This is a genomic window from Autumnicola patrickiae, assembly GCF_031846525.1.
Classification (GTDB): domain Bacteria; phylum Bacteroidota; class Bacteroidia; order Flavobacteriales; family Flavobacteriaceae; genus Autumnicola; species Autumnicola patrickiae.
Genome location: NZ_JAVRHM010000011.1, coordinates 24077 through 44136 on the forward strand (window position 1 = coordinate 24077; position 20060 = coordinate 44136).

General features: G+C 38.9%; 18 protein-coding genes and 1 riboswitch. Of the genes, 9 read left to right on the forward strand and 9 right to left on the reverse strand.

The window, feature by feature from the left end; all coding sequences use genetic code 11:
- The first annotated feature begins 63 nt into the window (after positions 1-63).
- Both carB and RM549_RS10605 read left to right on the forward strand, forming a co-directional pair.
- Positions 64-2916 (forward strand): carbamoyl-phosphate synthase large subunit, encoded by a 2853-nt coding sequence (carB, locus tag RM549_RS10600; RefSeq protein ID WP_311684542.1) that lies wholly within the window; start codon positions 64-66, stop codon positions 2914-2916.
- Between the two features lie 211 nt (positions 2917-3127).
- Positions 3128-3526: a DUF423 domain-containing protein gene (locus RM549_RS10605; RefSeq protein ID WP_311684544.1), complete on the forward strand. Its 399-nt coding sequence runs from the start codon at positions 3128-3130 to the stop codon at positions 3524-3526.
- Between the two features lie 371 nt (positions 3527-3897).
- Here the strand turns inward: RM549_RS10605 and RM549_RS10610 are convergent, their stop codons facing one another.
- The 8 genes from RM549_RS10610 to RM549_RS10645 form a co-directional block, all read right to left on the reverse strand.
- Positions 3898-4875, reverse strand: coding sequence for a bile acid:sodium symporter family protein (locus tag RM549_RS10610; RefSeq protein ID WP_311684548.1), 978 nt, complete (start codon positions 4873-4875; stop codon positions 3898-3900).
- Position 4876: 1 nt separating this feature from the next.
- Entirely contained in the window at positions 4877-5422 is a 546-nt protein-coding gene (locus tag RM549_RS10615) for an acyl-CoA thioesterase (RefSeq protein ID WP_432264713.1), read from the reverse strand.
- Positions 5419-5787 carry a 6-phosphogluconate dehydrogenase gene (locus RM549_RS10620; RefSeq protein ID WP_311684552.1) on the reverse strand — a complete coding sequence of 123 codons (369 nt, stop codon included), beginning with the start codon at positions 5785-5787 and terminating at the stop codon, positions 5419-5421. The genes RM549_RS10615 and RM549_RS10620 overlap by 4 nt, the downstream gene beginning before the upstream one ends.
- Positions 5788-6933 (reverse strand): serine hydrolase domain-containing protein, encoded by a 1146-nt coding sequence (locus RM549_RS10625; protein WP_311684554.1) that lies wholly within the window; start codon positions 6931-6933, stop codon positions 5788-5790.
- Positions 6933-8351 (reverse strand): DNA recombination protein RmuC, encoded by a 1419-nt coding sequence (locus RM549_RS10630; protein WP_311684556.1) that lies wholly within the window; start codon positions 8349-8351, stop codon positions 6933-6935. Before RM549_RS10630 ends, RM549_RS10625 begins: the two co-directional genes overlap by 1 nt.
- A 73-nt stretch (positions 8352-8424) precedes the next feature.
- Positions 8425-9219 carry an ABC transporter ATP-binding protein gene (locus tag RM549_RS10635; protein ID WP_311684558.1) on the reverse strand — a complete coding sequence of 265 codons (795 nt, stop codon included), beginning with the start codon at positions 9217-9219 and terminating at the stop codon, positions 8425-8427.
- On the reverse strand, positions 9216-10247 hold the full coding sequence (locus RM549_RS10640) for an iron chelate uptake ABC transporter family permease subunit (RefSeq protein ID WP_311684560.1): 1032 nt from the start codon (positions 10245-10247) through the stop codon (positions 9216-9218). Before RM549_RS10640 ends, RM549_RS10635 begins: the two co-directional genes overlap by 4 nt.
- Positions 10248-10284: 37 nt before the next feature.
- A complete protein-coding gene (locus RM549_RS10645; protein ID WP_311684562.1) occupies positions 10285-11433 on the reverse strand; it encodes an ABC transporter substrate-binding protein in 1149 nt (382 codons plus the stop codon).
- A gap of 67 nt (positions 11434-11500) precedes the next feature.
- Positions 11501-11771: riboswitch (cobalamin riboswitch) on the forward strand.
- Between the two features lie 32 nt (positions 11772-11803).
- On the opposite strand from RM549_RS10645, the gene RM549_RS10650 reads away from it, so the two are divergent.
- The 3 genes from RM549_RS10650 to RM549_RS10660 all read left to right on the forward strand — a co-directional run bounded on the left by RM549_RS10650 (position 11804) and on the right by RM549_RS10660 (position 16143).
- Positions 11804-13633 (forward strand): TonB-dependent receptor plug domain-containing protein, encoded by a 1830-nt coding sequence (locus RM549_RS10650; RefSeq protein WP_311684564.1) that lies wholly within the window; start codon positions 11804-11806, stop codon positions 13631-13633.
- A 2-nt stretch (positions 13634-13635) separates the two neighbouring features.
- Positions 13636-14790, forward strand: coding sequence for a YncE family protein (locus tag RM549_RS10655; RefSeq protein WP_311684567.1), 1155 nt, complete (start codon positions 13636-13638; stop codon positions 14788-14790).
- Between the two features lie 300 nt (positions 14791-15090).
- Complete coding sequence (locus RM549_RS10660) at positions 15091-16143, forward strand: YncE family protein (protein WP_311684569.1); 1053 nt, start codon at positions 15091-15093, stop codon at positions 16141-16143.
- 148 nt (positions 16144-16291) lie between these two features.
- On the opposite strand, the gene RM549_RS10665 is transcribed toward RM549_RS10660, so the two are convergent.
- Positions 16292-17755: a GFO_1087 family putative carboxy terminal peptidase gene (locus tag RM549_RS10665; RefSeq protein WP_311684571.1), complete on the reverse strand. Its 1464-nt coding sequence runs from the start codon at positions 17753-17755 to the stop codon at positions 16292-16294.
- A gap of 140 nt (positions 17756-17895) precedes the next feature.
- Here RM549_RS10665 and RM549_RS10670 point away from each other — a divergent pair, with 140 nt between their 5' ends.
- Genes RM549_RS10670 through RM549_RS10685 form a run of 4 tightly spaced genes read left to right on the forward strand, consistent with a single transcriptional unit; the run spans position 17896 to position 20004 of the window.
- Complete coding sequence (locus RM549_RS10670) at positions 17896-18411, forward strand: RNA polymerase sigma factor (protein ID WP_311684573.1); 516 nt, start codon at positions 17896-17898, stop codon at positions 18409-18411.
- Complete coding sequence (locus RM549_RS10675) at positions 18392-18847, forward strand: PG0215 family putative anti-sigma factor (RefSeq protein WP_311684575.1); 456 nt, start codon at positions 18392-18394, stop codon at positions 18845-18847. Before RM549_RS10670 ends, RM549_RS10675 begins: the two co-directional genes overlap by 20 nt.
- A 6-nt stretch (positions 18848-18853) precedes the next feature.
- Positions 18854-19381 (forward strand): DUF4252 domain-containing protein, encoded by a 528-nt coding sequence (locus RM549_RS10680; RefSeq protein WP_311684577.1) that lies wholly within the window; start codon positions 18854-18856, stop codon positions 19379-19381.
- Between the two features lie 11 nt (positions 19382-19392).
- Complete coding sequence (locus RM549_RS10685; RefSeq protein WP_311684579.1) at positions 19393-20004, forward strand: GFO_1091 family lipoprotein; 612 nt, start codon at positions 19393-19395, stop codon at positions 20002-20004.
- Positions 20005-20060: the final 56 nt, after the last annotated feature.

The following is a 20060-nucleotide window of genomic DNA, read 5'->3' on the forward strand; positions in this document are numbered from 1 at the left end:
TTTAAGTAACGCCTTTTTTTATACCCAATAGCTTCTTATTTTTATATTCAAAACCTTAGTTAAATGCCAAAGAACAAAAATCTCAAATGTATTTTGATTATAGGCTCAGGGCCTATCGTAATAGGCCAGGCCTGTGAATTCGATTATGCCGGAACACAATCTCTACGTTCCTTACGTGATGAAGGGATAGAAACAGTCCTTATAAATTCCAATCCGGCAACCATTATGACCGATCCTTCTGTGGCCGATCATGTTTATCTAAAACCTTTAACTACAAAATCTATTATTGAGATACTTAAAAAACATCCCAATATAGATGCAGTTTTGCCTACAATGGGAGGACAAACTGCGCTGAACCTTTGTATTGAGGCAGATGAGAAGGGGATCTGGGAAGATTTTGGTATCAAGCTTATAGGTGTGGATATAGACGCCATAAATATTACCGAAGATCGGGAGAAGTTCAAGCAGTTGATGGGAAGGATAGGAATACCTGTAGCTCCTGCTAAAACGGTGACATCTTTTCTGCAAGGGAAAGAAGTAGCTCAGGAATTCGGTTTTCCTCTGGTGATAAGGGCATCTTTTACCCTTGGAGGTAGTGGGGCATCTTTTGTTCACAGAGCCGAAGATTTTGATGAAATGCTTACTTATGGTCTTGAGGCTTCTCCAATTCACGAAGTGTTAATTGATAAAGCTTTATTGGGATGGAAAGAATATGAACTGGAATTACTAAGGGATAAGAACGACAATGTTGTTATTATCTGTGCAATAGAAAATATGGATCCTATGGGGATCCATACCGGAGATTCTGTTACTGTGGCACCGGCTATGACTTTAAGTGATGTCGCTTACCAGCGCATGCGTGATATGGCTATCCATATGATGCGCAGCATTGGTGACTTTGCCGGGGGTTGTAACGTACAATTTGCAGTAAGCCCTGATGAAAAAGAGGATATTGTTGCGATAGAAATTAATCCACGGGTTTCCAGATCTTCTGCGCTTGCGTCTAAGGCTACAGGATATCCAATAGCCAAAATTGCTACAAAACTGGCAATTGGATATAATCTAAACGAACTCGAAAACCAGATTACAAAATCTACTTCAGCGTTATTTGAACCTTCAGTAGATTATGTGATTGTTAAAATACCGCGATGGAATTTTGACAAATTTGAAGGCAGTGACCGCACCCTTGGACTTCAGATGAAATCTGTAGGGGAAGTTATGGCAATTGGCCGTTCCTTCCAGGAAGCACTGCACAAAGCTACCCAATCGCTGGAAATTAAGAGAAACGGACTCGGTGCCGATGGAAAAAGCCACACCAAATACGACGAAATTATAGACAAACTCACCCACCCAAGTTGGGATCGTGTGTTTGTGATTTACGATGCTGTTCAGGCGGGAATTCCGCTTAGCAGGATCCATGAGATCACCAAGATCGATATGTGGTTCCTTAAGCAATATGAAGAATTGTATGCGCTGGAAGTAGAGATTTCGAAATACACCCTCGATACGCTGCCAAGGGATCTTATCCTCGATGCCAAGCAAAAAGGTTTTGCCGACAGACAGATCGCTTATATGCTGAAGTGTCTTGAAAGTGAAGTTCACAGCAAACGTGAAGAGCTGGGGATTAACCGCGTTTATAAGCTGGTTGATACCTGTGCGGCCGAATTTGAGGCTGCAACTCCTTACTACTATTCAACTTTTGAAGCCGATATCGAAACTCCTGATGGTAAAAGATATGTTGCTAACGACAGTATTTCTTCAGATAAAAAGAAAATTGTGGTTCTGGGCTCCGGTCCAAACAGGATTGGCCAGGGGATAGAATTTGATTACAGCTGTGTACACGGGGTACTTGCCGCGGCAGAGTGCGGGTACGAAACGATCATGATCAACTGTAATCCTGAAACGGTTTCTACAGACTTTGATATCGCAGATAAGCTTTATTTTGAACCGGTATTCTGGGAACATATTTACGACATCATCCGCCACGAAAAACCGGAAGGTGTAATCGTTCAGCTTGGTGGACAAACCGCCCTTAAACTTGCCGAAAAGCTCGATCGCTACGGTATCAAGATCATGGGAACCAGCTTTAAAGCGCTGGATCTTGCAGAGGACAGGGGAAGTTTTTCCAGGTTATTACAGCAAAACGACATTCCTTATCCGGACTTTGGAACTGCCGAAAATGCAGATGAAGCTCTCGCCCTTGCAGACGAGCTGGATTTTCCAATTTTGGTGCGACCTTCTTATGTACTCGGTGGCCAGGGGATGAAAATCGTGATCAACAAGCAGGAGCTGGAAGAGGTCGTGGTAGATTTACTTCAGAAAATTCCGAATAATAAACTACTTCTGGATCATTATCTGGATGGGGCTATTGAGGCCGAAGCAGACGCGATTTGCGATGGTGAGGACGTCTACATTATCGGAATAATGGAGCATATAGAACCTTGCGGAATTCATTCCGGGGATTCTAACGCCCTGCTTCCTCCGTTCAATCTTGGGGATCTTGTAATGCAGCAAATTAAAGATCATACCAAAAAAATTGCACTTGCGCTTAATACCGTCGGGCTTATAAACATTCAGTTTGCCATTAAAGACGATCAGGTATTCATTATTGAAGCCAACCCAAGAGCGTCCAGAACAGTGCCGTTTATCGCCAAGTCTTACGGGGAGCCGTATGTGAACTACGCAACAAAAGTAATGTTGGGAGCCAAAAAGGTGAAAGATTTCAACTTTAACCCTAAGCTCGAAGGTTACGCCATTAAGCAGCCGGTTTTCTCCTTCAATAAATTTCATAAGGTTAACAAGCAACTTGGTCCGGAAATGAAAAGCACCGGCGAAAGTATCTTGTTTATCGACAGTTTAAAGGACGATGCTTTTTACGAACTGTACTCCAGACGTAAAATGTATTTGACCAAATAAATTTAATATAAAGTATTTAAAAGGCTGTCTCTATTTTTAGGCAGCCTTTTTTTATGGGCGTTACCCTCCTAAAGTCGGGTCGGGCTTTCCGCTATTACGCTTCACCACGCTCCCGCGTGGTTGCAGGGTAACCGCTGCAATCCCTAACGCAAACCAGCTTTTCAAGTAAAATGCTGATGAAGAAAACCGCTAAAATGTTTACATTTAAACCATGAAAGAACTGGTCTTAATTATCGGCGGAATTTACGGTACGCTTGCTGTCGTTTTTGGTGCTTTTGGAGCACACGCTTTAAAGAAAAAACTGAACAACGATCAGCTAAAAAGCTTTGAAACCGGAGTAAAATATCAAATGTACCACGCTTTAATTTTAGTTCTTTCTGGTGTGATTTTTCCTTTTCTCAGCCTTTCACAACAAATAATGGCCTGGTGCTTCATCATCGGAATTCTGCTTTTCTCCTTCAGCATCTACGGACTAATCCTTAGCGATGCTGCAGACCAAAAACTTAAGTTTTTAGGCCCCATAACTCCCCTCGGCGGACTATTACTCATCATAGGTTGGATTCTGTTCACCATCAACAGTGCAGACATAGCTTTATACCTGAATAATTAGTTTTTGTAATGAATAGTGAAGAGTAAAGACCTCGGACTTCTAACTTCGTCGCTCAAATAGGTCGATAATTGCCATTTTCAGCACTGTCTTCAAGAGAAAAGAGAAAAGAGTTAAGATTTTCGTACCTCGTAATTCTAATTTCGTGACCTCAAAAGTCGATAATTGCCATTTTCAGCACTGCCTTAAAGAGAAAAGAGAAGAGAGAAAAGCCTTTTTTACCTCCGTACCTCGTACTTCTAACTTCAATGAAGACCTTGCAGGATATGACATATTCCTGCAATAGAAATAACATATCCGGGCTTAAGGAATAACCAGAAATATATAGAACTCTTTGTTTTATTAAGAACCCTATCCAAAATTCTATCAACAGACTACCGTCTACGAACTATTTCCCCTTCAGCGGCAAGTACTTTCTTCCGGTAACTTTCAGCGAAATAGGCAACTGCGAGTAACTGCAGGGAATGGTAAAGCATGATTGGTAAAAGCAAAAGTCCTGTACTGGCAGCACTTCCGAAGATAACTTTCACCATTACAGAACCATGGACGAGAGATTTTTTTGTTCCGCAAAACTGGGCTGCAATTTTATCTTTCAGATCAAACCCCAGCGCATTACAAACCAGGTTAAGCCCAAAATAGACGGCAAAGAAAAGCAGCACCACAATTACGAACAACTTTGCGAGATCCAGCGGACTAACAGTGTTGAAAATATTAGAGCTAAAGGAGTTGCTGAAACTGGAATAGATAATCAGGATAATGGTTGTTTTATCAATAAAACTTAGCGCTTTACCATGTTTCCGGGCGAAATCACCAATGAATTTTTGAAAAACCAGTCCTAAAATTAAAGGCAGAATTATTTGCAGGCAAAGCTTTACCAACACATCCATAAATTCAAAATTCGTAGCCTTCTGAAGAAAAATTCCCAGCCATAACGGTGTGGCAAAAATGCCAATTAATCCCGACAGGCTTGCGTTAAAGATCGCAGTAGGAAGATTTCCCTTGGCAATGGCAACCATGACTACAGATGAGGAAACGGTAGAGGGCAAGGTGGCAAAGAAGAAAAGTGCAATCCATATTTCTGAAGTTATTCCTTCTTCAAAAAGCGGAATAAACAGCAGCGCCAAAAGCGGAAAAATGATAAAAGTGGTGACCTGGATTACAATGTGGGATTTGTAGTTTAACAGCCCCATTTTAAATTCAGCCGGCGAAAGTTTGAGTCCGTAAAAGAAAAATATAAGTCCGATTCCAATATCTGTAATCGTCTTTAGCGGCAAAATTTCATTCCCTTGCGGAAAAAAATAAGCGACAATAATGGCCGCGAAAATGGCAGCTATAAACCCATTGAACTTCAAATTACCTTTCGATTTTTACATTGTCCAGCTCCTGTATATGCAGGTATTCTTCAGAAATAAAATCGGTGTCATGAAATTCCTGTTTCCGGTTTTTCTTCATGGCAATCCGTTTAAGACTTTTGGCAAACCGCCGTATATCATTATCGGATTTAAGGATTAATCCGGGAACGGATAAAGATTTTCCATTGCTGTCTTTTGCGACCATCGTAAAAGTTGAGGAATTACAGTGTTTAACTTCGCCGGTCTGGATATTTTCGGCTTCCACACGAATTCCAATTACCATAGAACTTCTTCCCACATAATTTACCGAAGCTTTCATCGTAACAAGTTCCCCGATTTCGATTGGTCTTAGAAAATCCACAGTGTCTACACTGGCAGTCACGCAGTAAGCCCTGGAATGTTTGGAGGCGCAGGCGAAGGCAATCTGGTCCAGTAGGGAAAGCACGTACCCACCATGGATTTTACCGTTAAAGTTGGAATGGGAGGGAAGCATAAGTTCTGTCATAATTACTTCCGACTCTTTAATTTCTTTAAATTTCATATTTATCGATCTCTAAAATGTGGAGAATCTGCTTCTCTCACTTCAGTTATATAATATTTTGTATCTCCCCAAAAGAAGAATGTGGTGTAGCGTTCTATATAGGTAACCTTTACGTAATTCCCTTCGTTTTCCTGCAATTGCTCGATAACTTCGGGATCATTATCCAATACCGAAAACTGGAAAATCTGGGCGCCGCTTATTCCCTGGCTTATTTCTCCTTCCCAGGTTTTTGAAATCACTCCTTTTTTACTGAATTTAATAAGTTCGCCACTCCGCGTTCCTTCGCTGTAAGGCACGAAATAGACGAAGGCAAAATATGCAATAAACAAAACCAGGATAGCTCCTAAAATGATAAAAAGTGTTTTTTTCATTTACATTGATTTATAAACAATATTTATAAAAGCTTCAACTTTTGAAGGTTCCAGCCACCTGGTGACAATTACTATATTATTTTTTTGGTCTACAATTATAAAATTTCCACCAAAGCCTGCAGCGTAGAAAATATTTTTATCAATTCCTTTCCAGTGTCGAGGTCCTTCTTTGTTGAGCCACCACATATAACCATAATTAGGATTTGGATCTGAGGGTTGGATAGCTTCTTCAATAAGTTTTTCTGAAATAAGCTGCTTTCCGTTCCAGTTTCCGTTATATAGGAATAGCAGGCCAAAACGAGCCATATCTTTGGTGTTTATAAATATTCCGCCACCGGAATGCCCGCCACCGCTAACCGACTGCATTTTAAGTCCGTCGATCGTGGTCCATGAATTTTCATAGCCGTACCAGCGCCATTTCGTTGAAGCGCCTATAGGATCCATGATTTTTTTCTTTAAAACCTTTGGAAGCGGACTTCTAAAAACATTCAGGAGTGAGTATGCGAGTACGTTTACCCGAACATCATTATACTTAAAATAGGTTCCCGGCTCGTTCAAATCCCGTCCTCTCCATTCATCTAAAGTTAGATCTGAAGGTGGCCTGTCTGCCCAGTCATAAGATCCCCATAATTCGCCGCTCCAGTCAGAGTTTTGTTCAAGCAGGTGTTTCCAGGTGATTTTGCTGTTGTGATCACCTTCGAAAGTCTTATCCCAAATGTAATAATCAACCTGATCATTAAAGTCGGTTATTAGATTCTCCTGTAGGGCAAGCAGGGCAGTGGTGGAAAGAAAACTTTTGGTGACACTAAAAGTCATGTCCACTCTTTCTGTATCACCCCATTCTGCAACGATATACCCATCTTTTAAAATAATTCCAGCCGGCCCGCCACGACGCTTTACAGGTCCTAAAATTTCGTGATAAGGCTCATGCTGAAAGCCTTTTAATATTGCCAGCCGTAAATCTTTTGATTCTGAATATTCATTGGCTTTGGCAAAAGCAATGGCCTCAGAAAAATCCAGGTTATATACTGAAGCCGCTTTCTTTTCCCATTTTCCCCTTTCTGGAAAGTATAGCTCCTGTGCGGCAAGAGAGCCGCTTAAAAAAAGAAAGAGAAACGAGCAGAATAGAAATTTGCAGTTTTTCATTAGTTCAAGGCAGTTTTATCATTCGGTTTTTCCTCCGGCTCAATACTCGCTTTGTTCAGCCATTTTGAAGATATCTTTTGTTTTGGGGAAATACCAAGACTTTCTAGCTTATCAATATCTTTTATTAGGTTTTGCTGGCCTGTAAGTTTTTTCATAGCTGTATCGTAAGCAGAGGAGGTAGATTTTATCCGGTTTCCAACCACTTCAAGTTCGTCAATAAGGATTTTAAATTTATGGTACAAAGAAGCTGCATGATTGGCAATTTCTACTGCGTTTTGCTGCTGCTTTTCATTGCTCCAGATGGTGTCTATTGTTCTTAAGGTAGAAAGTAGCGTGGTAGGACTTACCAGAAGAATATTTTTTTGAAATGCGGTGTAAAAGAAACTGTTATCACACTCCTGCGCAAGATATAATGCAGGTTCTACAGGCACAAACATCAGAACAAAATCCGGCGAATCGCTCCCGTGTAAATCTTCGTATTTTTTTGAACTTAACTGTAAGATATGATTCTGCAGAGACTTTAGATGATCTTTTAAGTGCCGAGCTCTGAAAATTTCGTTTTCCTCGTTTACATATTTTTCATAGGCTGATAAAGACACTTTTGAGTCAATGACCATTCTTTTGTCGTTAGGCAAATGGATCACAACATCGGGCAGCACTTTATTGCCATCTTCATCTTCATAAGCTTTCTGAATAAAATATTCCCGATCCTTTTGAAGTCCGGATTTCTCAAGTACACGTTCAAGGATCAATTCGCCCCAGTTTCCCTGAGTTTTACTTTCGCCTTTTAAAGCCTTCGTGAGATTGTTGGCTTCTTCGCTTATCTTCAGGTTTTGCTCGTTTAGATCCTTAAGCTGTTTGCCAAGTTCGGCGTGTCTGGAAATAAAATCGGTGTTGTTTTGGTTAACTTTCTCTTCAAAAGTTTTAATTTTTTCCTGAAGCGGGTTTAATATATTCTGAATATTTTCCTTGTTGAGGCTGGTAAATTTTTCAGATTTCTGATCCAGGATTTTATTGGCAAGATTCTCAAATTCCTTCTGAAATTTCTCCTGAAGCTTTTCAACTTCTGCTTTTTGTTCAGAATTTTTTTGCTGAAGGTTCTCAAACTCTGAATTTCGGCGGGTAAGTTCTGTGTTCAGGAAATCTTTTTCCCTGCGTATTTCTTCCCGCTCATTTTCAAGCTTTTCGATTTGCTTTAGGTTTAAAGCCTTGACTTCAGAAAGCTCATCTTTGGAATTATATATATTATCCTGAATTTGTTTTTGAAACTCTTCCACCTTCAGCGAAAGTTGATTTATTTTTTCCTGAAGCAATGTTTTTTCGGTTCTGCTTTTTAAGCGCGCAATAAGGTTTCCGAAGAAAATCCCCAGCACGAGGGTGACAATAAAAATTAGAGAAAAAAGAAGATATTCATTCATCCAGGGAAAGCTATTTCTTTTCAAAGATAATTAAATGTCTTTATCCAGTTAAATATAGACTGTCTAATTCAGCTTAGGTTTTGACTTTAAAAGAAGAAGTTTCCTTATCAAACAAAATAACATCTGAAGGGAAAATTTCTGAAAAAGCACCTGATTTTAATAATTCCCCCGGAGTTCCCATTTGAATGTTATCCTGCTGCATCAATATAATTTTATCGCAGAGTTGAATTGCCAGGTTGATCTCATGAGAAGCAAAAACAATAGCTTTTCTCGTTTTTCTGGTAAGATCCTTTAATAATTTTAAAACGTAAGCTTTGTGGTAAAGATCTAGGTGGGTGGTAGGTTCATCCAGAATAACGAGCGGAGTATCTTGTGCGATGGCCCGGGCAATAAGTACTTTTTGCATTTGCCCGTCACTAAGCTCATAACATTTTTTTTCCTGTATAGAGTCAATATTCACCACTTGAAGCGCCTTTATAATTTGTCGGAGATCATTTTTGCCTAAACGTCCAATCCAGTTGGTGTATGGTTGTCTTCCCAAAGCTACAAGCTCAAAAACGCTAAGATTTTTAGAAACCGGCTGCTCGGTAAAAACCAGGCTTATTAGTGCCGCCAAAGCGAGGGCTTCAATTTTACCAATTTCGGTATTTTTTACCAGCACCTTTCCCGAAAGTGGCTCCTGAATACCAGTCAGGGTGCGCAGGAAAGTCGATTTTCCTACCCCGTTCACTCCAATAACAGCAACCAGTTCCCCTTCATTTACTTCAATATTAATATTTGAAGCAATCTGATTTTCGGTAGCTTTCTTTTTATAACCAATGCTTAAAGCTTCGGTTTTTAAAATGCTATGGGAGTTTTCTTCCTTCAAAATAGAAATCTTCTTTTTCTTACCAGTAACCAGATAACCACAGGAGCTCCAATTAAAGAGGTTATAGCATTAATTGGTAAAGTAAATTCATTGCCGGGCATTTGTGCGGCGATATCACATATTAGCATAAGGGCAGCACCTCCCAGTATTACCGCCGGCACCAGGATGCTATGATTGTTCACTGGCATAATTTGTCGAATAAGGTGAGGTACCGCGAGCCCTACAAAAGCAATAGGGCCTACAAAGGCGGTAATACTTCCCGCAAGCAGACTGGTGGCCAGAATGATTTTAAACCTGTTTTTTTGAATGCTCATTCCCAAAGTACGGGCATATTGTTCCCCCAGGAGCAGTGTATTAAGGTTTTTTATACAGGAAATTGCAATTAATATTCCCACAAACCAGAAAATTGCCATAATTGAGACCTCTTCCCAGGAGAGGTTGCCCAGACTTCCAAATGACCAGAAAACGTATTGCTGCAATTGAGCTGCCGGACTAAAATAGGAAAGTACGCTCACCACGGCTGCAGTAAGACTGGCGAACATTAGTCCAATAATCAAAATAGCCATTGTATCCCTAAGCCTTACTGAAGCTAACATTACTGCGATTAACACGAGCAGACTTCCAAGGCTGGAGGCGATCACCAAACTCCATTTTGACAGAAACAGGCTTACGAATGCTCCGCCGAAAATAGAGGCTCCCATAATTACTATAGCTACTCCAAGACTGGCGCCACTACTAAGTCCCAAAACATAAGGACCTGCCAACGGATTTCGAAACAGCGTTTGCATAAGTAAACCGCTAATAGCAAGTCCCGAGCCTGTAATTACTGCAGTTATAGCTTTAGGTAAACGGTATTCCAGCACAATATACCTGTAGGTTTCCCGGGAAACATCAGCATTAAATATAGATGCGAAAATATCTTTCAGCGGAATAGTTACAGAGCCCAAACCAACATTTAATAAAACAAGCAGAACTACCGCCAAAAAAAGGAGGGAAAGTAGTAGGAAATATTTTTTGGAATGATTCAATCGAATTCTTTAATTGTGATCTAATGTTTTAAATTTTTTATTCTTCCAAAGCTTTATAAAATACACGTTCGTATTCAGGTAGTAAATCAGGATGAAATATAGAAATCATATCCTTTAGAACTAGATCGGGTCGCTGGGGGCCAAGTTCATAGTATACCACTCCGCCTGTTTCTCCTTTTACCAGGCTTACGCTGTACACGTTTTTATCCTGTACAGCTTTAAACTGACGGTAATGTTCTGAAGTTGAAAAAAGTTGATCGTAGGAAGTAAATTGTCCTGCACTAATCCAATATTCAGCATCCTGATGGTCTGCCAATACGCTTTCAAAAGATAAAGCCATACTGCCATTTCCTTCACTTTCAGCATAAGCATACTTCGCATTTGCATCATCAATAAATTGTGCATGCCACGAAGTGCCATAAGGCATGTACCACTGATCTTTAAACATGGATCCGGCAATAACTTTTGGCTGTTTTTCTGCTGTTTGCGCCAGTTCTTTAGCTTCAGCATAACTGGCAGAAATCTGCTCAAAAATTATGCTTGCTTCTTCATTTTTATTGTAAAAAGCTCCGAAAAACTTAATCCATTCAGCTTTACCTAACGGAGTTTCTTCTGTCCAGTCACCATTGTAAACTACCGGGATCCCGGTTTTTTGAATGGTTTCAAAAGTTTTATTGTTCGCTTCTATACTAAAACCAATAACCACGTCTGGCTCAAGATCTATTAAAACTTCGGTATTAATATTTTCATTTTTCCCCAGCTCTTTTACTTCTCCTTCATCAATAAGTTCACGCATTTTAACTGAAGAAACAAAATCCAGTCCGGGAAAACCTTTTAAAGTTCCCTCCTCCTCCAGAGCTTCAAGAGCGGGGATGTGAGTAGTAGAAGTTACCACCACTTTTTCTACCGGAATTTCTACTTTTTGATCGTATTCAGTCCCTTCAGGAATAGTTGCATCCTCTTCAGCTAATAAATATTTAAAAGTTTCTTCAGCATTTGGCCAGGGGCTTTTTACTTCAATTATGGTATAATTTCCAAATGTTTCTATTTCAAAACCTGTGGCATGTGATATTTCAATCTGTTCACCTTGTGGTGCTTCGTCCTGGTTAGATTGCTCTTCAGAATTTTTACAGGCTGCGAAAACGAGGATTATTAAAAGAAAAAGTATTTTTTTCAAAAGGATCATTTTAGATTTTCAAAAGTAAGATTATTAAAAATTTATGCGGTCAACAAATCTAAATGTTTATTTTCGCACTGAAATTTTTTGGTTTGGTGCTGTTGTTTTTCAGCATCGATTAAAAGGGAATCAGGTTGAAGTTAGAAATAAGAAGTAAAGAATTACTAATTCGTACTTTACACTTCTTACCTCAAACTTTAAATAAGCCTGAGCTGTTCCCGCAACTGTGAGCTAAGTCCCAAATTGGGATGCTTGTTGTTATCACTTCAAAATACCACTGTTCTTATGAATGGGAAGGTAAACAACAAGACGCAAGCCAGGAGACCTGCCAAAATTCAAACTTTAAAATCGAGACTTTCGGGATAAGAGTCAGAGGCAGATGAAAAAATTAAAATTCTTTACTCTATTTCTTCTTTTTTGTTGCGCATTACCGGCGTATGCTCAAAGAGATTCCATTACTCAACTGGATGAAGTTTTGCTAAGTGATGTTAAGCTTTATAAAAACTCCCGGGCGCAGGTGGTTTCGGTATTAAGTGACTCGATAATTGCCAAAAATGAACCCTCCCTTAGTACATTGCTGAAATTTAATGCTCCCATATACTTTAAAGAAAATGGCAACGGGATGGTTTCCTCACCCTCCTTTAGGGGTACGACTGCCTCCCAAACTGCAGTGGTTTGGAACGGAATTAATATCAATTCCCAATTTAACGGCCAGACCGACTTTAATACTGTGAATACTTCCGGATACGATAACATCGCAGTACGTGCCGGCGGCGGAAGTGTCCTCTACGGTAGCGGTGCCATAGGTGGAAGTATTCATCTTAACAATCGTTTTGCCTTTGATGGTGAGTTCAGAAATAAGGTAGGCCTCGAAATTGGCAGTTTTGATACTCGTATTTTTAATTATTCTACTGAAGCTTCTTCAGAAAGAACGAGTGTTTATGCGAATTTTTCAGGAATAGAATCTGATAATGATCACAAGTACCTGGGAACAGAAAAACGGAACGAAAATGGGGATTTTTACAACCTGAGCATGAGTGCGGGGATTGCGCACTGGCTAAATGATAAAAACATCCTTAGATTTTACAGTGATTATTACCAGGGGGAGCGTGCTTTTTCAGGAACTTTAACGGCACCGTCAAAGAGCAAATATGGCGACATAAACAGCAGGAATATGCTGGAATGGAAAGGTTTTTACCATGCATTTACGTCTTCAGTAAAACTGGCTTTTCTGGATGAAAACTATAAATATTTCGAAAACCGTAACCGCGAAAGTTTCACCTTTGGGCATGCGCAAACATATATTGCGAAATATGATCTTACTTATGATCTAAATCCCAATATGACTCTGCATGGCATTGCAGACTACAGGTACACCGATGGAAAAGGATCTGACGTTGGTGAAAATGTGAGAAATATTGCGGCCTTTGCCATTCTCTTTAACCACAATTTCGAAAAGTTCTTTTACGAATTAAGCGCCAGAAAAGAAATTACAGATACTTACGAATCTCCGTTGTTATTCGCTGTTAGCACAGGATATTCACTTACTTCCTTCTACGATGTTACTTTCAATTTTTCAAGGAATTTCAGGATACCTACTTATAATGATCTTTTTTGGAGCAGTGGAGGGAATCCAGATCTAGATCCTGAAACTTCTTTCCAGGGAGAACTGGGACAACAACTTCATTTTAAAGATTTTGAATTTGGAGTTGTGGCTTACCTCATGAAAATTGAAAATTTACTGCGGTGGGTTCCAGATGCTACAGGATTGTGGAGACCTGTAAATACAGAAAGTGTTAGAAATTACGGATTGGAATTCCGCGGGAAATATGAAAAAAGCTATGGCAACCACAATTTTGTAGTAAACGCAAATTACGGCTACACCAAAACCAATGATGAGGTTAAGGACAAAGAGCTTATCTACACGCCCAATCACAAAGCCACCGGCTCATTTGGATATTCTTTTGAGAGCCTGTCCTTTTTCTATCAATTTCTTTACAACGGCAGTATTTACACCTCTTCAGACAATAATTATGAGCTGGAGGGGTATACAGTATCAAATGCAGGAATAGGCTACAGTTTTGGAAAAAATGATTTTATAAATCTTGGGCTGGAAGTCCGTAACCTTTACAATAAAGCTTATCAAAGTTTACCGTCCAGGCCAATGCCCGGGCGTTCTATTAATAGTTCACTAACCATTAAATTTTAACTATGAAAATCAACAAGTTTTTTATTGCGGCTTTAGCGGCCTTTACATTTTTAACATCTTGCGAGAGCGATGATGAATTTATGACTACTGGCGAAGAACAGGAGGAAGAAATAATAGATCCAGATCCTGTTGAGGAGGAAGAAGAAGAGGAACCTGAAGAAGAAGAGCCTGCAGGAGCATACACCAGCGGTATTTTTATTTTAAATGAAGGTAATTTTGGTGCAGGCAACAGCACGGTTTCTTTCCTGAATGCAGAAATGGATAATATTACCAATAACATTTTTGCTGAAGTAAATGCTGATGCTGTGTTGGGAGATACCGGGCAGAGTATTGCTTTTTACGAAGATCATGCTTTTATAGTACTGAATGTTTCCAATACAATTGAAATTGTGGACAGAAATACTTTTGAAAGTGTGGCAACAATCTCTGAAGGTTTGGAGAATCCAAGGTATGTGGCATTTGCTAATGGTAACGCCTATGTGACCAATTGGGGAGACGGCAGTAATGCTGAAGATGATTATGTTGCTGTTATAGATATGGAAACCTATGAAATTACAGAAAATATTGCTGTTGTTGAAGGGCCTGAGAGGATTGTGGAAAACGATGGTAATTTATATGTTGCCCATTTAGGAGGATATTCTTTTAATGATAAAGTTTCTGTAATTAACGCTGCAGATAATACAGTTTCTGAGACCATAACAGTAGGGGACAGACCAAATTCCCTAGAGATTGAAGATGATTTTCTTTGGATAAGTACTGGCGGTCTTCCTTCATATGCTGAAGCAGAAACAGCTGGAAAAATTGTTAAAATTGACCTGAATTCTAACGAAATTGTGGCAGAAATGGAATTTGCCAATAACACAGATCATCCCGGTAACCTTGATATTGAAGATGATATGATTTATTATACTTTGGGGAAGAATGTCTACACATTTTCTGAAGAAGCCACAACATTGCCAGAATCTGCTTTTGCTGAAATGGCTGAAGTAGCCTCTTTATATGGTTTTGAAGTAGAAGATGGTATTATCTATGCAGCTTCGGCTAATTCAGATTTTACGGGTAACGGGGATCTTTATCTTTACAATACTTCAGATGGAAGCTTATTAAATTCTTTTGAAGTTGGTATAAATCCTAACGGAATTTACTTCAACGATTAAAAATGGCAATTTTCGGCCTGTAATGAGTAAAAGCCCTGCGAATTCTTCGCGGGGCTTCTTTTTTTAGCTAAAATTTTGAGGAAGGACTTCTAAAAGTTTTTTCAGCTTAAATTTAAAGGTTTTTAGCTCCTAATTCGCTGTATAAAAAGCGCAGAAAAGCATTTTCCTGAATTCTTTGAACATCCAATGCCATTCTGTGGTAAGATTTTTGTTCATTTATAGACTAAAATAGCGCTGATTTGTGCCTCAGAGTCGGCGGCTGATTTTGTACTTTAATCTACTGTAAAAACTTAACCGTTTATGAAATTTGGCAAATTGCTCTTATTTGGCATTTCGAGTGTGCTATTATTAAATTCCTGTAGTAATGATGATGATCATATTGCGGTAACTGAACCTTTAGGGGCATACGTAAATGGATTTTTTGTCTTAAATAAAGGAGGAGAGGATAGTACTTCAACCGGTACAGTAACATACATTAGCAACAATCTACAGGAGGTCGATCAAAAGGTTTTTGCCACTGTAAATGTTGAAGATAGTATTGGCAAAAATGCGCAGTCGCTGTTTTTTGATGATAACAATGCCTACATTATCTCCACAGATACTAATATGATCACGGTGATGGATAGGTACACTTTTAGAAAGGTGGGAAGGATAGACACCGGACTTTCTGCGCCTATGTACGGAGTTGTAGAAAACGGAAAAGCCTATGTTACAAATCTTGCCGATCCTGAGACGAATGAAGATGATTATATTGCGGTAATAAATACGCAGCGCCTGCAAATTGAAAAAAAGATTTATGTAGATGATTACGCTGAATATATTACCGCAGATGACGGACTGCTTTACATTAAGAACGTAGTTTCGGGATCAGGAAGTAAAATCAGCATATTTGATCCTTCTGTGGATTCTATTGTGAATAGATTTACAGCAAAAAGAGGGTATAATTCCTTCGAAATTTTCAGGAATACTATTTATGTGATGTCTGCGGGTGGTTTGCAAAAAATAGATAAAGCTACAGGAGCAGTACGTTCAGAAACTGTTTTTTCAGCGATTCATGCCGGTGCTTCCAAAATTGATATTGAAGACGAAACTATTTATTTTACTGCCGGAAATTCAGTTTACACGTTGCCACTGGTAACCACAGAAGGGCCGGGAGAGCCAATCTTGAGTTACGATAGCGATTCTGGCGAGAGAGCCATGTATGCTTTTGAAGTAGAAAATGACCTGATTTTTATAGCAGATGGAGGAGATCTTATTTCAGATGGTTTTATAGAAGTGTATACTACCGGAGGAGAATTTCTTCAGCAAATCCAGGTTGGGGTAGGACCAAACGGATTTTATTTCAATGACTAACAGTCCTCCTTAGCTGAAAATTGAAAATATAAAAGAGGCTGTCTAAAAACCCCAATTTTCGTCCTTTTAAAGTTGATCCAGTTAATGACTGAAACTTTAGACGAAGGGAACTTGTAGACAGCCTCTTCTTATGTAATATTCTGATTAATTAATCTATAAATAATTGTTTTGCTAAAGAAGGTGGCACCTCGTCGATATACATTCTTTGATAATCCAACCTGTTATGACCGGATTCGCTAAATTCTTTGAAGTTGTGTTTTCTTTCAGGATAAAATCTTCTGTTTCCGGTAATGAGATCTAAAGTAGCGGAAAGAAGAGGATCTGATGGTTCTCCTAAAACACCCAGGTTCCAAATATTTTCTTCAATAGCCACGTCTGGAATTATACCATTAACAGGTACAGAAACGTCCATAGAATTTACAGATTCCAATACCAGTGGCTGGATAGCATAAGTATGATCTGGGTTTGCATTCACGCGGTTAAAGTTTGGACTGTCATATAAAGTAACTGATGCCTGTGATTTCCCGGTGGTAGTATCTCCCACTTTTTGAACCTCAATATAAGGATCCAATCCATTAATAATTAACTCGCTGGCTGAAGCTGAGGAAGAGGAGGTAATAACATATAAATCGTTAAGGTTAAGGCTGGTAATACTTTCTCCTCCATCAATAGTATCTGTAAATCTATTATAAAGACGATCTGGATAAGAAGTTTCCAGTAAATTCTGCAACTCTCCATTCCACTTTTCCTTAGCAAATATTTCATCTTTAAACTGTCCTGTAATCATACTTGCCATCCTTGTTGCTGAGCTAACACGACCACCACCGTTATAGCGAAGATCGAGAATTAATTTCGTGATTCCTTCAGCAGCCAATTGGCTAAAAGCAGCATTTAAATCAGCATCAAAATCGGCTACAAAACTGTTGTACATAATGTATCCAACAGACATTCCTTCCACGTCTAAAGTCTTTGTGATTAAAACAGGGTTTTCCGTTAACTCCTCATTTACAAGAGTGACTGTTTCAGAAGTTTCAGAAATCACATTATCTTCAATCGAGGCAAGGTGATAAATCACTTCATCACTGGATAACAACGCGCTATAATTATCTATGGTAAGCGTTTCTCCATTAACACGGGTAAAAAGATCACCTCTTTTGATATTTTGTCCATCAGCATTACTTTCAGGAATAATATATCGTACAACTCCAAACAAATCATCAGAATTTGAGAATCTGTAAAGCCTAAAATCCACCCCGGTAGTTGTTGCTATTCCGCTAAAGTTATTTTCCAGGGCTATGTAATCGTCGGTGATATAGCTAAAACGGTCCTGTGGGGCAAGGAGGCCATCGTAAAAAAGATCTTCGGGTGTTTCAAAATCTGTAAGAAATTCATCCCGTTCTGTCCTATTTGCAAAATGATCATTAGCTAATTCAGGTACATCGCTTTTATAAAGATAATATTCGTTCATACCTCTGTAGATGAACTTTTCAATATCAAGGTTTTCCGGGTTTTCGGTAACAGAATCATCTATCTCATCATTTTCGTCCTCGGAGCAGGAAGTAAGCATTGTTCCGGTAAAAATAAAGAACAATAGCCATTTATTAAATTTCATAAGTTTACAATTAGATTAGAGCTATATCAATTTTTGTTTAAAAGTAAGGACAATCCTTTTATTTCAAAATTAAATTGTAACAAAAGTATTTCCTATTCGTCGTATTTATGTAAGGGCGCTTACAACCGACCAAAGAACCAATGACACAACAGGATTTCCTTAGTAAAATTAATCCCGCAAGGGATAAAATGTACAGGCTGGCATTAAGGCTGCTGGTATCAAAAGAAGCAGCAGAGGATGCTACGCAGGAAGTAATGATGAAACTCTGGGATCGCAAACAAAAGATCAAGGAATATGCCAATGTTGAAGCTTATGCAATGACGGTAACTAAAAATTACTGTCTGGATCAATTAAAATTGAAATATAATAACAATCTAAGGATTGTTCATCAAAATTATGAAAGTGACACGATCTCTGTTCAGAGGGAAATGGAAGTTAAAGACGAACTTTCCTGGGTGGATAGGATTATAAAGGAACTTCCTGAACAACAACAGGTGATATTTCAGTTAAGAGATGTGGAGCAATATGAGTTTGAAGAGATATCAAAAATTGTTGGAATGGAATGCACTGCAATTAGGGTGGCCTTATCCAGGGCGAGAAAGAAAATAAGAGAAGGTTTAACGAAGAAACATGACTATGGAGTTAAGAGAAGTTGAAAGACTAATAGAAAAATATGAAGAGGGGAGTACTTCCCTGGCAGAGGAAAAACAGTTGAAGGAATACTTTAATACCCACTCAGTTCCTTCGCGCCTGGAATCCTACCGCATAATTTTTGGCTACACAACGGCGGCCAGAAAAGAAACTTATCAGGGGAAAAATCCTGTTGGGAAAAAACCTGGAAGCAAATATGCCTGGATAGCAATTGCGGCTAGCATTGTGCTGGCACTAGGACTTTTTGTTTATCAAAATAACAGTGCATATAAGATGGAAAATGAGCACAAAGATATAGTAATGACAGAAGAACAGGAACAAACCTACCAGCAGGCCAGGCAAACACTTTTACTGGTTTCAGAATATATGAACGAAGGGAAGGAAGAACTTGTACATCTAAAAGAAATTAATAGTGCCAATAAATTTATCAATCTAAAATAAACCCAAATGAGAACAATTATCTTTTTAATAGTAATGACTTTAACTTCCGTTTTCAGTAACGCCCAGTCTTTTGAAAAATACGACGGAATGAAAGGAGTCGATGGCGTGGTAATGACCAGCAAAATGTTTAAAATGCTTGCAGATCTGGATCTTAGTGACAGTGATCCTGAAGCGCAGCAATACCTTAGATTAATAGAAAATCTAAACGAGATAAAAATGTTTACCACTAAAGATGGAAACGTAAGGTCACAGATGAACGATGATGTAACGGCATACCTTAAAAGAGGCTCACTAGAACAATTAATGAGGGTTACAGAAGATGGAAAAACAATAAAGTTCTATTCCAGACCGGGAAAAAATGACACTTCTGTAAGCGAGTTATTTATGTTTATGGAAAGCCAGGCCGGAGCAGATGCAATGTCTATGATTGTAAAAATAACCGGAGAAATTGATCTGTCCCAATTGTCCAAGTTAGCATCAGACCTGAAAGTTCCGGGTGCCGAAGAATTAAAAAATGTTAACAATAAATCCTAATATTATTAGTCATGAAAATTGTAAAAATTATAAGTTGCTTGATAGTAAGCCTGGTTCTTTTTTCCTGTAATAATGAACCTACACTTCAGGAATATTATGTCGAAAACCAGAGTGATAAAGAGTTTTTAGCCATAGACTTACCCGTGAGTATGTTCGCTAATAGTGAGGCTTTAAACGAAGATCAACGAGCAACCCTGGAAACGGTAAAAAAAGTGAATGTACTTGCATATCCAGTTAAGGATGGGAACGAGAAATTTACAGCAGAAAAAGCAGAACTTGAAAATATTCTGAAGGATGAATCTTATCAGTTATTGATAAGATATGGCTCCGGAGAGCGTGGAGCAGAAATTTATTTTACTGGTGATGAAGAAGCTATTGACGAATTTATTGTTTTTGGATACGACAATTCCAAAGGAATGGGGGTTGCACGCGTTCTTGGTGAAGACATGAATCCTGCCAGTTTGCTTAAGTTACTAAAGAGTATGGAAGAAGGAGATCTAAACCTCGAAGCGTTGAGCAGCATTGGAGATGTATTTGGTGAAGAAAAGCAAATAGCTGATTCTTCAGAAGTTAAAACCGATTCTGTAAATGTTGAAATTGATGCTGTAGAAGCTGCTGAATAGATTCGGAAATACTTAAAATTAGAAAGCCGCTTTTTTTGCGGCTTTCTTGTTTCTCA

What these genes read in the sequence shown, in the direction of transcription:
- RM549_RS10675 (WP_311684575.1), top strand. Translation starts at nt 18,392, where the DNA reads ATGGAGTTAAGAGAAGTTGAAAGACTAATAGAAAAATATGAAGAGGGG.
- RM549_RS10660 (WP_311684569.1), top strand. Translation starts at nt 15,091, where the DNA reads ATGAAATTTGGCAAATTGCTCTTATTTGGCATTTCGAGTGTGCTATTA.
- RM549_RS10665 (WP_311684571.1), bottom strand. Translation starts at nt 17,755, where the DNA reads ATGAAATTTAATAAATGGCTATTGTTCTTTATTTTTACCGGAACAATG.
- carB (WP_311684542.1), top strand. Translation starts at nt 64, where the DNA reads ATGCCAAAGAACAAAAATCTCAAATGTATTTTGATTATAGGCTCAGGG.
- RM549_RS10680 (WP_311684577.1), top strand. Translation starts at nt 18,854, where the DNA reads ATGAGAACAATTATCTTTTTAATAGTAATGACTTTAACTTCCGTTTTC.
- RM549_RS10655 (WP_311684567.1), top strand. Translation starts at nt 13,636, where the DNA reads ATGAAAATCAACAAGTTTTTTATTGCGGCTTTAGCGGCCTTTACATTT.
- RM549_RS10685 (WP_311684579.1), top strand. Translation starts at nt 19,393, where the DNA reads ATGAAAATTGTAAAAATTATAAGTTGCTTGATAGTAAGCCTGGTTCTT.
- RM549_RS10670 (WP_311684573.1), top strand. Translation starts at nt 17,896, where the DNA reads ATGACACAACAGGATTTCCTTAGTAAAATTAATCCCGCAAGGGATAAA.
- RM549_RS10605 (WP_311684544.1), top strand. Translation starts at nt 3,128, where the DNA reads ATGAAAGAACTGGTCTTAATTATCGGCGGAATTTACGGTACGCTTGCT.
- RM549_RS10645 (WP_311684562.1), bottom strand. Translation starts at nt 11,433, where the DNA reads ATGATCCTTTTGAAAAAAATACTTTTTCTTTTAATAATCCTCGTTTTC.
- RM549_RS10650 (WP_311684564.1), top strand. Translation starts at nt 11,804, where the DNA reads ATGAAAAAATTAAAATTCTTTACTCTATTTCTTCTTTTTTGTTGCGCA.
- RM549_RS10620 (WP_311684552.1), bottom strand. Translation starts at nt 5,787, where the DNA reads ATGAAAAAAACACTTTTTATCATTTTAGGAGCTATCCTGGTTTTGTTT.
- RM549_RS10630 (WP_311684556.1), bottom strand. Translation starts at nt 8,351, where the DNA reads ATGAATGAATATCTTCTTTTTTCTCTAATTTTTATTGTCACCCTCGTG.
- RM549_RS10625 (WP_311684554.1), bottom strand. Translation starts at nt 6,933, where the DNA reads ATGAAAAACTGCAAATTTCTATTCTGCTCGTTTCTCTTTCTTTTTTTA.